The following is a 13,513-nucleotide window of genomic DNA, read 5'->3' on the forward strand; positions in this document are numbered from 1 at the left end:
CTGTCAATTCAGCAATGTAAGCCTGCTGTCTTTCATGTGGGGAGTTGCTTTTGACACTTCGATTCCACGAATACGATAATGGCCGTGGATGACTTGTGTGGATATGACAAAAAAGACACTTTACCTTTTTGCGATTACTATCGTGCTTGCTCTGACCGCCGTTCTTCTATTAAACCTCTCCGGTGTCGAAGCGCCTGACGTTGAGCCTCTACCAGATTTTTCACAATATGAATCATCCGATGAATTGAAAGAGGCTTTCTTTGACTATTTGACGCCCATTATTGATGAGCAGAATGCGCTTGTTGCAGAACAGCGCGCAAAGGTTCTGGCGTTGTCAAAAAAACTTGATGCGGGCAAGGCGCTCAAAGGTCGCAATTTAAAATCTCTGCGTGAACTGGCGACTCAATACCGGCTAGTAATGCCGGAAAGCGACGCTGGAGAAGCAGAGGATCCCGCAGACGCTGAATCTTTGGATCCGTTTTCAACACTGGAACAACAGCAGCAATTGGTTGCCAGATTGACTCGCCGTGTCGACGAAATACCGTTGGAGTTGGCATTAGTGCAAGCGGCGAAGGAATCCGGATGGGGACGTTCCCGGTTCGCTAAAACCGCAAATAACCTGTTTGGGCAATGGTGTTATACCGAGGGGTGCGGCGTGGTGCCGAGTGCCAGAGCCGCTGGGGCGACCCATGAATTGGCCGCTTTCGATAACATTGGCGACACCATTCAGAATTATTTGCTCAATCTTAATACTCACGACGCGTACAAGCCTCTGCGAGATATTCGCGCCCGCTTGAGAGATTCTGGCGAGCCGTTAAACGGCTTGGTGCTGGCAGATGGCTTGGTAAATTATTCCCAGCGACGTGACGCATACGTTAGTGAAGTGAAAGCGATGATCCGCAGTTATCGCAAATTTGAGCAGTCAGAAACGCCATCTTGAATTGACGTGAGTTACAGCGCCGATTCTTCCGTGCGTAGCCAACTTAACATTTGGCCTGTAATAACGCCCAAAACAACACCTAAAGTATCCGCGCCAAGGTCTACCCAGTCGGCAACTCGGTTGACGTAGGGTTGTATGAGTTCGATCGCTCCACTCCAGGCAATCAATAGGGCGGCAAAAAACAGCCAGTTTTTAGGGCGACCACATCCCAAAGGTAGCGCGACGCAAAAAAAAGCAACCACGTGGTGTAGTTTGTCCGTGCCTGGTACGTCAGGCAGCTCTGGCGCTGGTGTGAGACAGGCCAGAGTCACGAAAGCGAGCTGTAGCAGAGAGAGAATTCGCCAGTGGCGAGAGATCAAATCGATCAGTGGTGTGAAAAACATAAATAGCGCTGTATCTCTTACTGCGGTGAAAATTATTCGTCGTCCCTTTGAACCGACAGGTGCGAGTTTCCTTCCATATCGAGGGTCAGGAAGAACTCGATGGGACGACAACAAACCTGGCAGTCCTCAATGTAAGTTTGTGACCCTTCGGATGCATCGATGAGCACGTCTAGAGGTTCACCACAGTATGGGCAATAAATACGCTCTTCGCCGAGTTGGTGAAATTCGTTCATAAGTGGCGCTCTACGTTCATGTCCTGGATCAACTAGCTTGGCAAACCATACCCGGATGCCATAAGTACGGCCAGAAATGGGATAACAACCAGCAACAGCAGTTCTAGGCGTATGATCATCACGATACTTCGAGGAATGTCGACGCCGTCGAGCCCCGCACGATTACGACGACTGAGGAATATGGTTGGAATAATGGAGATCAGTCCGAGTATGACAAAGAGGGTGACTTTAAGATGAAAGATCCAGTTATTGGTGTAGAAATCGGCAGGCTTACCAACGAAAAACCAGAGCGATAAACCCGCTCCCAGCACCAAAAGAGCGCCCACACCGTAGAAACCATCTATTATTGCAATGCGGCGGATCTGTTGATGGTCCAGCCGCCCCTTCAAGAGCAGGTGCTCTGCGACAAGGGAAGATGCAAAAATCAGTATGCCAAGAAAGTGCAGGTAGCGCACCAGTAGATCAGTCATAGAGCGTCGCCTATTGTCGATACGGTCGTGGGGTGCAGTGCCGGAGCATATGTGTCTGTTCTCTCGTGGAGGTGGTGACGTTAACGATGATGATACCGTTTTTGGTACGGACTTGCTTAGACTTCTATCGCCCTTTAACCTTGCCGCTGATTGATTCAGTTAAGAAATAGCCTGGTGCCAAAATCATCCCCCCTTTATTGGTCGTTTAAAGATCTTGTACGCTTCGAAAGCTATCGTCTGCTGGACAGCGGAAAAAACGCCGCCGAGCTCGAAAACCGAGATCGAAACATTGCACTGAGCGATTCCACCCGCTCTGTCGAGCGAGATTCACTGTTTCGGCACTGGTTGTCTTGTCGCCAACAGCAGCAGCCTCTGCAGCCAGACCCTGCAAACCTCTTGGAGCGCAGTGTGGGGTTGGTGTTGTTTGGAATGCTTGTGCTCGGCAGTTTACTTGGCGTCAGCGTGGCGCTGTCGACACTCACTTACGATGGCAGTGTACCGGTTAACGTCAGCGTGTTTCTCGCTGTGATCTTGGCACCTCAGCTGTTGCTGTTGGTATTGCTATTTGTATGCTGGATCGCCGGTCGTCTATTCGGGGGATTTCCCAGCGCCTGGTATAGCCTCCCTTTACACTGGTGCCAGTGGTTTGCCGATCGTCTGATTCATGCTCGGCGACGCTCTTCGTCAAATGGTGCTTCGATTGGAGAAGAGTCCCTGCACAGCGTTGTCGAGTCCTTGTTTCGACAGCACAGTCCGCTGGTGACCTTGCAGGGTGTGCGCTTGGCCCAATGGTTTGGTATCGCGTTTAATGTGTCCGTACTGCTGACCGCATTACTGATGTTGATGTTCACTGATCGGGCTTTCGGTTGGCAGAGTTCGTTAACCGATTCCGCTCAAACGGTCAGTCAGTTGGTTCAGTGGTTGGCGTTGCCCTGGAGTTGGCTATTTGGTGAAGGCAGTGGTTATCCGTCGCTGCAGGAAATCGAGGCGTCGCGGATATTGCTCGGTGGAGGAATGGATGGTGTGTCCCGCAGTGGCGCTCTGATTTCCTGGTGGCCCTTTCTTTTGCTGTCCGTTACGGTTTATGGATTGCTGCCAAGAATGCTATTGCTGATCGGAAGTTATATCTACGAGCGCCAGTTTCTCGGCAGTAATCGCTTACGTGCGTCAATCTATAATCCTCTGTACGAACGTTTAACCAGCCCTCTTTTGACGACCACCGGTGCGCAAACCGAGCATCATCGCGGTGCCCGACCGGCGGTGGCGATGACGGAGGGAGCCGGTCACGGGTTTCGCCAGGCGTTGGTCCTCAGCGATACCCTGTCACGTTATCCTCGTGCTGTGATAGACCGATGGCTCGCTCAGCATGTCAATCGCGATATGCAGGTTTTTCCAATGGATTCTCTCTCGCCGGCGGCGGAATATCAGCAAGACAGCAAGCTGCTATTGTTGTTGGAAGGGTGGCAATCGCCGATTGAGGAAGTGTTAGCAGAGCTCGGTCAACTGGCTGACCAGCGAGGGGAGAATCAGTCAGTCTATCTGGCGTTACTTGGCAAGCCGGGCAAAGACTCTGTGCGAGACTTGCCGGATGCGATGGCGATGGTGTGGCGCCGCAAAATACATCAGTTGGCGCGGCCCAATCTTCTTATTCTGTCGACCGTTGACCAGAGTGACGATGCAGCGGAGACACGTCAATGACTTCTCATCCTCTGATCGCGATTGTTGGCCATCCCAACGAAGGTAAATCCTCTGTGCTTTCCACGCTGACTGAAGATGATTCTGTTGTGGTCAGTGATTTCCCTGGTGATACGATTCGCTGTCAGCGCTTTCCAGTGGTGATAAATGGCGAGACGGTACTGGAATTTGTCGATACTCCTGGATTTCAGAATCCTCGGCGGGTGCTCGCTTTTATGCAGGAGGCTCAGCTTACTGATGAGGCTCTGCTGAAGCATTTTGTTCAAGAGTTTTCAGGGCGTGAGGATTTCAGCCACGACCGGGAGTTGATGTTGCCGTTGCTGGAAGGGGCGGGACTCATCTATGTGGTGGACTGCTCTCGTCCACTGTTGGATGTCGACATTGCTGAAATGGAGATTTTGCGGCTGATCAACAAGCCGCGTATGGCGGTAATCAATTTTAAGGAAGAAGACAGCACGTATTTGGAGGATTGGAAGCAGGCGTTTCGCAGACACTTTAATGTCATTCGCGAATTTAATGCGCACCATGCAAGGTTCAGTGAGCGGATTCAATTGCTCGAGACGTTGAAAGCCATTCATCAGGATTGGGAGCCCGCTTTGGAAAAAGCTGTGCTGGCTTTTAAGGATGATTGGTTGTATCGCCGCCGCCGGGTTGCTGAGGCAACCGTGCTTTATCTTGAGGAGGTTATTAATTATCGCCACGAGAAAAACTGTTCTCCAAAACTGTCCGAGTCCGACATAAAGCAGCAAGCAGGCGACGATTATCGAGAGGCCATTTCCGAACGGGAAAGCCGTTTGTTTGGAGAATTAAAACGCCTCTACCGTCATCAGGTTTTTAACTTTGAGTTGCCCAGTCATTCTCTGCTGCAGGAAGATTTATTTTCTGAGAGAACCTGGCAAATTCTCGGTTTGACGCAAAAGCAGATTTTGGTGGCGTCGGCTGGGATGGGGGCCGGATTGGGGGCTGCATTAGATGTGGCAGCACACGGTCTTTCTTTTGGTGTGTTCACGGCTGCCGGAGCTCTGGGGGCAAGTGGGCTAACCTGGCTAAAAGGCCAGGATCTGGCAAACACACGCGTGATGAAAATGCCGTTAGGCGGCTCTCGGGTTGTTATTGGTCCGAATCGGAATCCGCAATTTCCGTTTATTGTCTTAGAGCGGGCATTGCTCTTCTATCGTGAAATTCTCAATCATGCTCATGGCAATCGCACTCCGATATTAAATACCAGTAATGAAGGCAGTTTACTGAAGCAGATGCCCGCAGGGGATCACAAAGTGCTGATGAAAGCCTTTCGAAAATTAAGCGCAAAACAAGTGGTCAGACGAGAAGAGGGACGCGAGAAGTTGCTCGATTATCTGAATCGCCACCTGCAGGATCTGTAGGTGGCGACTGGCTGAAAAACTATTCCAGCGCGATACGATAACAGGGGTGGTAGTCGCTCCCCGGCAGCTTCATTCGACCCTGTTGGACAAACTGCTGCAGTAACTTATCCAATTGTTCCATAATTTGACGGTCACCATGCAAAACATAGGGACCTTTCTCTGCGACGGCGAGTAAACCTTCCGGTTTTACATTGCCTGCGACGATGCCGGAAAAGGCTCGGCGCAGGTGAGCCGCGAGTTGATTCTTTTTCTGGTTGGGGAAGAGTTTTAAGCCGGCCATAGCGTCATGGGTAGGCATGAATGGCTGCTGGAAATCGGGATCGATATGGAGTGTCCAGTTGAAGTGGTACGCATCACCAATGTTCTTTCGGAATTCCCTCACTTCGCTGGTGCCCTCTTTGACCCGTTGGGCGACTTTTTCTGGATCATCAATGATGATTTCGTAGAGCGACTGAGCTTCCGGGCCAAGCGTCGTGGCGACAAAATTATCGAGTACCTGAAAATACTCGGCGGACTCTTTTCGACCCGCCAGAATGATTGGTAGGCGATGAGCTTTGTTTTCTGGGTGTAACATGATGCCAAGCAAATACAGCAGTTCCTCTGCTGTGCCGACACCTCCAGGAAAAATAATAATGCTGTGGGCGATGCGAACAAATGCTTCGAGTCGCTTTTCGATATCCGGCATGATAATCAGCTGATTAACAATTGGATTGGGAGGCTCAGCTGCGATGATTCCTGGCTCAGTTAAACCCACGAATTGAGCGGTTCCAAATCGCTGCTTTACGTGCCCAATGGTGGCGCCCTTCATAGGCCCTTTCATTGCGCCGGGACCACAGCCAGTGCAGATATTGAACCCTCGTAGTCCTAATTGGTATCCAACTTCTTTGCTGAAATCATATTCCGCTTCACTGATCGAGTGCCCGCCCCAGCACACCACCATATTAACGGCACTGTTGGCTTTGACGACTTGGGCGTTGCGCAGAATGTCGAAGATCAGATTGGTGATATCTGCAGAGGAGTCAGGCGCGGCCAGTCGTGCTTCATGTTTTACGGCGATAAAGAGAATATCCCGCAGAACAGCGAAGAGAAGCTCGTTTACACCACGTATGATTTCACCATCGACAAAAGCGGTGTCGGGTGGATTTATCAGTTCCAGCTTGACGCCTCTTTCGCGCTGTAAAACCCGAATATCAAAATCTGTGTGCTTTTGTAGCAAGCTCTCGACATCATCGGTATAGCTGGAGCTATTCAGCACCGCGAGTGAGCAGCTGCGAAACAGTTGATAGAGATGGCTATCTGCCGAGAGCTTGATAAGGTTTGCCTCACTTTGGGAGAGGAGGCTCATGCTGCCCACGGGATTTATTTGAATATTGTCCAAGGGTGATTCCTGATCGTCGATATCGCCATGTGCCAGGGGTTGGCAGCAGGCTTGGATAGATAAAATGAGAGAGATGCGTGCCAGGGTGGCGCGGCAGTTGTAAGATGACCGGTGTCACGCTGTCGAAGTGTGGTCATTGTGCTGTCGATAATGGGCTGGTCCTGTTCTGCGGGCAAGACAGAACGATCAACACGCAATGTTGATCGCCCTATGGCACAAGGGTTAACCGGCCTTGGATTGGGTCGAACGATTCAAGGCTTCCACATATTTGGGGGTTGGTCCGACGTCCTCGTAAATTTCCTGCCCGTCTTCGACACGGATGACTTTATCACCTTCCACATAAGGCATGGCTGCTTCAATTTCACGGATAGCGTTGTGCAGCAGTTCACACGTGATGCTTTCCAGAGGTTGGTCGTAGACACTGGCCAACGCCTCGAGCTTGTGAAAGTCCGATGCTTTGACAGTCACGGAAATCGTCTCAGTCTCTTCTTTTATTGCGGCTTTTTCAGTCCAGGAGTTTAGAACTTCCCTGAAGCGACTGTTGGACATATCTGACATCCTCATACTTGTAAAGTCTCCTCAATTAAGCGTAACGGCTTTACCCCATTCTCGCAATGCAGATTTATACGTCCCTAGACATCTCTCGGGCTCTACGGTTTCCTCTTTGGGTTAATGAGTTGATTTGGCGTTTGGATCCTTGCCAAGCTGAAAGCCAACACGCAGTAACATTCCTGCGACCGCACATCCCAGCATGACACCAGCCATCGGTATCGGTGTTCCGTCACCAATCAGGCCGACCACCGCCCCGCTGAGAGAGCCTGTAAGGAATGAGGCTGCGCCAAGTAGTGCCGTTGCCGTACCGCTATTGGTGGGAAAGTACTCGATGGTGTTTGCCGATGCGTTGGAGGCAATAAAAGCGCCTGTCGCCATGCTCAAAACAATCAATGTGACGACGATACTCAGCTGCATGTCGGAAGTCAGATTGACATAGAGAACAAACAATAGACAAATAATAATTTGTGCAGCTTGTCCGGCGCGCAGTATGTTCAGGGGAGAAAAGTACCGAAGTAGTCTTACATTAATGCGATTAAAGACCATCAACCCCAGAACGTTGCCGGCGAATAAAAACGAATATTGGGTTTGACTGACGCCAAAAAAGTTCATGTAAATCTGCGGCGATGCCGTCACAAACGCAAACATGCCTGCGAAGGCGAAGCTCTGGGCAAAAATATAGCCGAGAGAATGGCGATGACTTAAAACTTGCCAATAGCGAGTCCACGCTTTGGGGCGAGTCTCTTGCAAGACTCGCGTTTCGGGAAGTCGAAAATAGATAATGGCGGTGATGATAAGGCAATACATCAATAAAAACAGAAAGATGCTCTGCCACTGACTCAGGTAGAGAATAAAGCTGCCAATAAAGGGGGCGAGCAGGGGGGCCATCATCATAATGATGGCCATGTGAGCCATATTCCGCGCACTTTCGATGCCGCTGCTGAGATCTCGAATGACTGCCGCTGGATTTATCACGGCCAACCCGCCGCCCAATGCTTGAACCAGCCGAAACAGCCAGAGCCCTTCAATATTCGGGCTAAGCATGACGCCGAGGCTGCCGATCGCAAAAAGTCCCATACCAACAAAAGTGGACAGGCGGCGCCCAAAATGGTCTGAGAAAGGGCCTCCGACCAACTGGCCGACAGCGAAACCTGCGAGATAAAAGCTAAGTGTCAGTTCCACTGAATGAATGGATACGCCGTAGGTCTCTGCTATTTTGGGGAGTGCAGGTAGGTAGGCATCGACCGCGAGGGGTCCCATTGCCATCAGGGCAGCCATCAAAATAATTGGGACAGGCATGAGTGGAGGAGCGATGATTCCACTCTCCGTGTGTTGCGTAGCGTTGTTCATTACTTCCAGGCTTTCCTTGAGCTGGCCCTAAGGTGTTTTCGCTTGAGTTAGCGATTGGACGCAAGCTATAGCACTTGAAGAGGAATAGTGTAAACCATTCGCCGGAAATTATTTTGCAACGGGGTGTTGCTGCCAGGAAGAATGTCCGATTTCTAGGTGGGTCAGCCGCTTAAGCGGCTGAAGAGGATAGAGGAGACTCGGTGTCAGACGTTTCGGCGTCTGTGACCTCAACAGGACTGGAAATGGCAGGGCTGGTCTCTGGCAGCACCATTTTAATGGCTTTGGGGAGAATTCGAATATCGAGAGAATCCGCCTCGAAAACTTCCCCATCAATGACGTATTTCAGCGGTCCTTCTCCGCGAATTTTTATCTGTTCCGCGGTTGTGTGCTGATTGCCAATGTTCAGCGAGTGTTCGGTAAGGCCGGTGTAAGCGAGTTCGAGAAGGTTGATATAATTGTCGCTTGCGGTTTCGCCTGGCTCCAGCCAGGTAATGTCGAGAAGTCCGTCGGCGATGTCCGGCTCACCGCTGCCGAGTGCCAGAAGGCTGGTCAGGGGTGCGGCATTGGCAACAATCAGGCTACTGGTCTCCAAGGTTGTCTCTGGTTGATTATCGATCGCTATCTGTAGCGTGTGTATATGATTCTGGCTGCAGGCATGCATAAGGCCTTTAATGTAGGCGAGTTGCCCGAGTTGGTTTTTGGCTTCACGGTCGGCCAGCTCAATCATTTCCTGTTCAAAGCCCAGGCCAACCATCAGTAACATTGGCTGATCGTTACAGTAGGCCGCATCTATGTGCTGAACATTACCGCCGATGATGTTGTCACAGGCGACATCTATCGGGGTTATTTTAGAGCTGATTCCGAAGTAGACGTGACTGAGCGCATTGGCAGTCCCCATGGGTATGATCGCCATGGCGGTTTCTGTATTGATGAGGTGCGAGGCGACTTCTGTCACTGATCCGTCCCCCCCGCAGCAAATAACAAGCCGGGCGTTTTTCTTTAAGGCTTGCTCTGCTAACGCGCCCGCGCCAGTTTCCGGTGTTGTCTCCAAAATTTGAAGAGAAAAATAGGGGGAGAGCCGTTCGATAATGTCGTCTTTATGCTGTGGCCATTTGCCCCCGCCTGAGACCGGATTGGCGATTATCCAGGCTTCCTTGAGAAGCTTGAGCCTGCCCGAGGCATATTCATTTTCTAACAATGCTTCTTGTCGACGAGTCAAACCCACTTGTGTTCGTTGTTGCTTGAGCGTCTGTATGACCGAGGTGACGCTGTCTGAGTGACCCGCGGCGAGCAGGTAACCGGCGACAATCATGGCGGATCTTTGTCGTCCCAACGCGCAATGGACTAGGACGTTTTTCCCTGATGAGATTTTTTGGTCAATCCAGTTGATGCTTTGTTTAATTTGGTCGGCAGAGGGAACACCATGATCTAATACGGGGACATTCAGATAATCCACCGGTGTATTAATCAGTGACCAATCCAAAGCGTCGAATTCTGCTGTGACGTCGAGAACGGCATCAATGTGATGATCTTTCAGTAGACTGATTTCACTGGCGCGCAGTCTGGCGCCGAGAAAGAGATGATTTTCAATTTGTTGCAGCGGTGGACATTGTTCTTGCTGTCTCGCCCAGCGGTTGTAGAGGTTACAGCCGATGAAGTAGGGGATAAACAGCCAGCGTATTGCTGCCGGTATGCGGCCGTCCTTATTTTTGCGAAGTAACGTGGCTTTATTTTGCAGGTAGGCAACTGCCACCAATGCTAAAGAAATGCCTATCCAAAGAAATAGCGTGAACAGCACATTAGCGAGCATCGGGGATTGAACGCTCCTAAGGCTTATCCATGCAAGTGCAACACTGATCAGCGCGCCAGTTGTATAGTAAAGGCCGGGTCTCATAATGCTCCTACTCCGACGTTAATCCCTCTTAAGAGTGTCTCTAAAATACTGATGTTGAAATTCTGGCCGTGTCAGGGCTGTGGTCAACGAGTCACATAAGACTGTTCATGCTCCTTTCGCGTTGAGTCATCTTTTCCTGACCAGAATACTCAAATCACAGTCTTTAGAGGCGCCCTTAATTTCAATTTTGCACAACGTTTCTCAGTCAACCAGGTTTGGTTGCCTGTACTTCTGGAATAAAGCAAATTGCAGACCTTTTCCTTCGGCGATTCTCATCTTTCGCCGCATTCTCCTGCGTTGTCGCCAGTCTTTACGATGTCTCTACTTTGGATGCGTTATTAGATGTCGCCACACGCGGGGTATTTCTATCGACAAAAAGCGTGCCGCGCCAGGATTGTTTTGTAAGTTTCGCGGTTTCTTGTAATTCTTACTTTTGTTGACTGGGAAATTGTTGGAAGCAGCGGCCTGTTTCGTGTGTTTTGGCGCGCGAAATCTGCGTTTGTTGTGGCGCACATTTTGAATGGCGGGGTAGTTAGGCAGGAATGACTGTCTATGGATTCGTGGCGCCCGATTCAAATTTCATCTGGCTCCTTTCGTAACTGTCATCGTCCCTCCGCAAGATCAGTTTCTGACGTGGGGTAAAGGATAGTACCGGGACGACTATCACTGTTGGTTTATGAACGCTAAAAAATTCACCAGACCCATTATCCTTGCGGGTGTGCTTGTCGGCGGCTCTTTGCTGGTCATTTTTGGGTGGCTGGGAGTGTCAAATTCACCCATGTCATCATCTGATTCGACGGTGCTCAAGCTGCCGGATAATTTTGGAAAGGACTTGCAGGCGTTGGTTGCCTCTGCTCGTTCTAATGATTCTGCCGATGAGGACTTTTCCCTGGCAGGTGTTACTGATGAACGTTTGGCGGTACTCGTCTCAGAGTTAGAGCCGCTCGGAATTCAGGTTTCCCGCTCAAGCGAGGGGGTGGTACTCACTGGCGCTGTGGCCAATCGCATGGACAAATCCATGTTTGAGGAGTTAGTCGAAAAAGCGTTAGGTGTTAAGTCGATTGTTAATCAAATTCAAATTGATCGCTCTCTGGCAAGTGTAGCGGGGCAAGCGGATGGGGGCTCGACACCTGCCCAATCCATCACCGACGCAACCATCAGCGCCAAAGTGAAGTACAAATTGATTCTTGAGAAGGATGTCAGTGCCGAAGACGTCGATGTCCGAACCCGAGAGCGAATTGTCACTCTACAGGGGAGTGTAGCTAACGCCCAGAATCGGAAGCTTGCAGAGCATATTGCGGCTGGAGTGAAGGGCGTGACTCAGGTGAAGAATTTGTTGCTGGTCCGGCCGGTAAAAGCGGCAGCGCAGCGAATGCAGTGACAGCGTCTTGCAAGCGGAGGTTTCTCGCTTAAGATGAGTGCTGCTTGTGTTTATTTATAACTGGTTGATAAATAAAGGAAATTATTTGTGTTGACGCAGTTTCTGTGGTTTGGAAGGGCATAATATGTTATATCAGTCCTCAGTTATTAGTTCTGCAGACCAGTTATATAGGGGAGCATTAGTGTCAAAAATTCTCTTGGTGGATGACGACAAGGGATTTACCGAAGCTACTCGGCAAATCATCGAGTTGCTAGGCCATGAAACCACCGTGGCGGACTCGATTTCCAGTGCGCTTCTTTTATTGCATGAGCAACGATTCGACCTGTTGTTACTCGATATAATGCTCCCTGACGGCAATGGACTGGATCTGCTCGATAAAGTGCCTGCAGACAGTCGCCCGGAGCACATTGCTTTTATCACCGGGCACACAGCGATTAAATCTTTGATCAAATCGGTAACCGGGCCAGATGTCAGTTATCTGCTGAAGCCGATTGATATCGATTCTATCCGTGCGCTGTTGGAGCGTGCGACGCACATTGAAGATCCCGACAATTCTTGCCATTTTGGCGTACTGGTCGGCGAGTCGCTAGAGATGCGTGCGGTATATGACATGATCTCAAAAGTTGGCCCAACAAGTGCCAATGTGATGATTCAAGGCGAGAGTGGTACGGGTAAGGAGTTGGTGGCGCAAGCGATCCACAATGCTTCCAGCTACAACGGTCCCTTTGTGGCAACAAACTGTGGGGCCATGTCTCCAGAGTTGTTGAGCAGTGAACTCTTTGGCCACGAGCGTGGAGCGTTTACGGGGGCGATCAGCCGTAAGATCGGCCTGTTTGAGCAGGCGAAAAATGGCACCCTGTTTCTCGATGAAATCACTGAAATGCCGATTGAAATGCAGCCAACGTTGTTGCGGGTATTGGAAACAGGAAAAATCACGCGAGTTGGAGGCAGCGAAGAGATTGCCGTCAACTGCCGTGTCGTATCGGCAACGAACCGTACCCGGGAGCAGTTGGCTCAGGATAATTGTTTGCGGGAAGATATCTATTTTCGTTTGGCGGTTTTCCCGATCGATTTGCCGCCACTTCGAGAGCGCAAGGATGATATCCCTCGATTAAGTCAGTTTTTCCTTGAGCAAATGAATGAAGAGCACAATTCGACGGTACAGATTGATGAGGCGACCATGGCGCGTCTTATTCAGTGCGACTGGCCAGGTAATGTGCGTGAATTTCGGCACGCTCTGTTCAGGGCCTTTATTCTTACCGGTAGCGATGAGCGGTATTTGCGCATGCCGGAGCAGTTAGGTTCGCCTTTCTCAAGCAAGAAAGCACCGGACAGCTCATTGCGCGCCGGTACGACGATACAGCAAATTGAGAAAGAGCTGATTTCTCTGACCCTGCAAAAAGTAGACGGCGACAAACCTAAAGCGGCAGAAATGCTCGGTATTAGTTTGAAGACGCTATACAACCGGCTCAATCAGTACCAGAAAGAAGACTAAAATTAGAAATGTTGTAGTGGTATTTGCCCTGTGGTTTTCGATGTCGCAGGGTGAAATTTGGTGGCAGTGATTCAGAGCTCGACGTATGAACTCGATCTCCTGGAGACAATAGGACATGTGTGACAATGCAAAGTGATCAAGATGGCAATATTCGCCATGCACTTCGCAATCAGCTAAATACCATCTCGGTGAATGCCGAGTTGATAAAATTGCTGGTGCAAAGTGGTGATGCAAATCCTCAGGTGCTCAGTAGTGCTGATAAAATATTGCAAGAGTGTAAGAACTGCTCTTCTCTGCTCGATGACGCCTTTTCTCCTTCTAAAAGCTAGGCGTTTGCTATGATTGCTTTTCCCGGTTCGC

The 13,513-nt window shown here is 50.2% G+C and carries 13 protein-coding genes; 6 read left to right on the forward strand and 7 right to left on the reverse strand.

Going from position 1 to position 13,513, the window contains the following annotated elements; translation table 11 throughout:
• Positions 1-103 precede the first annotated feature (103 nt).
• Positions 104-940: a glucosaminidase domain-containing protein gene (locus tag ACXAFR_RS18600; RefSeq protein ID WP_475179474.1), complete on the forward strand. Its 837-nt coding sequence runs from the start codon at positions 104-106 to the stop codon at positions 938-940.
• 11 nt (positions 941-951) lie between these two features.
• Here ACXAFR_RS18600 and ACXAFR_RS18605 read toward each other — a convergent pair whose 3' ends face one another.
• From ACXAFR_RS18605 to ACXAFR_RS18615, 3 genes are read right to left on the reverse strand one after another with little or no spacing between them, the layout of a single operon-like run.
• On the reverse strand, positions 952-1,323 hold the full coding sequence (locus tag ACXAFR_RS18605) for a VanZ family protein (protein WP_475179476.1): 372 nt from the start codon (positions 1,321-1,323) through the stop codon (positions 952-954).
• A gap of 32 nt (positions 1,324-1,355) precedes the next feature.
• Positions 1,356-1,556: a CPXCG motif-containing cysteine-rich protein gene (locus ACXAFR_RS18610; protein WP_475179480.1), complete on the reverse strand. Its 201-nt coding sequence runs from the start codon at positions 1,554-1,556 to the stop codon at positions 1,356-1,358.
• Between the two features lie 32 nt (positions 1,557-1,588).
• Positions 1,589-2,026, reverse strand: a complete 438-nt coding sequence (locus ACXAFR_RS18615; RefSeq protein ID WP_475179482.1) for a DUF2214 family protein — start codon at positions 2,024-2,026, stop codon at positions 1,589-1,591.
• A gap of 174 nt (positions 2,027-2,200) precedes the next feature.
• Here ACXAFR_RS18615 and ACXAFR_RS18620 point away from each other — a divergent pair, with 174 nt between their 5' ends.
• Together ACXAFR_RS18620 and ACXAFR_RS18625 are read left to right on the forward strand one after the other, a co-directional pair.
• Positions 2,201-3,724, forward strand: coding sequence for a DUF2868 domain-containing protein (locus ACXAFR_RS18620; RefSeq protein WP_475179485.1), 1,524 nt, complete (start codon positions 2,201-2,203; stop codon positions 3,722-3,724).
• Entirely contained in the window at positions 3,721-5,103 is a 1,383-nt protein-coding gene (locus ACXAFR_RS18625; protein ID WP_475179487.1) for a GTPase/DUF3482 domain-containing protein, read from the forward strand. The genes ACXAFR_RS18620 and ACXAFR_RS18625 overlap by 4 nt, the downstream gene beginning before the upstream one ends.
• A gap of 19 nt (positions 5,104-5,122) precedes the next feature.
• Here ACXAFR_RS18625 and ppnN read toward each other — a convergent pair whose 3' ends face one another.
• The 4 genes from ppnN to ACXAFR_RS18645 all read right to left on the reverse strand — a co-directional run bounded on the left by ppnN (position 5,123) and on the right by ACXAFR_RS18645 (position 10,277).
• Entirely contained in the window at positions 5,123-6,481 is a 1,359-nt protein-coding gene (gene ppnN / locus ACXAFR_RS18630) for a nucleotide 5'-monophosphate nucleosidase PpnN (RefSeq protein WP_475179489.1), read from the reverse strand.
• Between the two features lie 222 nt (positions 6,482-6,703).
• Positions 6,704-7,030 (reverse strand): hypothetical protein, encoded by a 327-nt coding sequence (locus ACXAFR_RS18635; RefSeq protein ID WP_475179491.1) that lies wholly within the window; start codon positions 7,028-7,030, stop codon positions 6,704-6,706.
• Between the two features lie 120 nt (positions 7,031-7,150).
• Positions 7,151-8,383 carry a multidrug effflux MFS transporter gene (locus ACXAFR_RS18640; RefSeq protein ID WP_475179493.1) on the reverse strand — a complete coding sequence of 411 codons (1,233 nt, stop codon included), beginning with the start codon at positions 8,381-8,383 and terminating at the stop codon, positions 7,151-7,153.
• Between the two features lie 169 nt (positions 8,384-8,552).
• Positions 8,553-10,277 (reverse strand): diacylglycerol kinase family protein, encoded by a 1,725-nt coding sequence (locus tag ACXAFR_RS18645; protein WP_475179495.1) that lies wholly within the window; start codon positions 10,275-10,277, stop codon positions 8,553-8,555.
• A gap of 676 nt (positions 10,278-10,953) precedes the next feature.
• Between ACXAFR_RS18645 and ACXAFR_RS18650 the strand changes: the two genes are divergently transcribed.
• The 3 genes from ACXAFR_RS18650 (at position 10,954) to ACXAFR_RS18660 (ending at position 13,482) form a co-directional block, all read left to right on the forward strand.
• Positions 10,954-11,658, forward strand: coding sequence for a BON domain-containing protein (locus tag ACXAFR_RS18650; RefSeq protein ID WP_475179497.1), 705 nt, complete (start codon positions 10,954-10,956; stop codon positions 11,656-11,658).
• A 181-nt stretch (positions 11,659-11,839) separates the two neighbouring features.
• Positions 11,840-13,153, forward strand: coding sequence for a sigma-54-dependent transcriptional regulator (locus ACXAFR_RS18655; RefSeq protein ID WP_475179500.1), 1,314 nt, complete (start codon positions 11,840-11,842; stop codon positions 13,151-13,153).
• Between the two features lie 125 nt (positions 13,154-13,278).
• Complete coding sequence (locus ACXAFR_RS18660; protein WP_475179502.1) at positions 13,279-13,482, forward strand: hypothetical protein; 204 nt, start codon at positions 13,279-13,281, stop codon at positions 13,480-13,482.
• Positions 13,483-13,513 lie beyond the last annotated feature (31 nt).

This window comes from Pseudomaricurvus sp. ABR4_320 (assembly GCF_056159445.1).

Bases quoted from the DNA above. Each gene is read 5' to 3' on its own strand.
- ACXAFR_RS18600 (WP_475179474.1), top strand. From the start codon at position 104: ATGACAAAAAAGACACTTTACCTTTTTGCGATTACTATCGTGCTTGCT.
- ACXAFR_RS18605 (WP_475179476.1), bottom strand. From the start codon at position 1,323: ATGTTTTTCACACCACTGATCGATTTGATCTCTCGCCACTGGCGAATT.
- ACXAFR_RS18610 (WP_475179480.1), bottom strand. From the start codon at position 1,556: ATGAACGAATTTCACCAACTCGGCGAAGAGCGTATTTATTGCCCATAC.
- ACXAFR_RS18615 (WP_475179482.1), bottom strand. From the start codon at position 2,026: ATGACTGATCTACTGGTGCGCTACCTGCACTTTCTTGGCATACTGATT.
- ACXAFR_RS18625 (WP_475179487.1), top strand. From the start codon at position 3,721: ATGACTTCTCATCCTCTGATCGCGATTGTTGGCCATCCCAACGAAGGT.
- ACXAFR_RS18635 (WP_475179491.1), bottom strand. From the start codon at position 7,030: ATGTCCAACAGTCGCTTCAGGGAAGTTCTAAACTCCTGGACTGAAAAA.
- ACXAFR_RS18640 (WP_475179493.1), bottom strand. From the start codon at position 8,383: ATGAACAACGCTACGCAACACACGGAGAGTGGAATCATCGCTCCTCCA.
- ACXAFR_RS18645 (WP_475179495.1), bottom strand. From the start codon at position 10,277: ATGAGACCCGGCCTTTACTATACAACTGGCGCGCTGATCAGTGTTGCA.
- ACXAFR_RS18650 (WP_475179497.1), top strand. From the start codon at position 10,954: ATGAACGCTAAAAAATTCACCAGACCCATTATCCTTGCGGGTGTGCTT.
- ACXAFR_RS18660 (WP_475179502.1), top strand. From the start codon at position 13,279: ATGCAAAGTGATCAAGATGGCAATATTCGCCATGCACTTCGCAATCAG.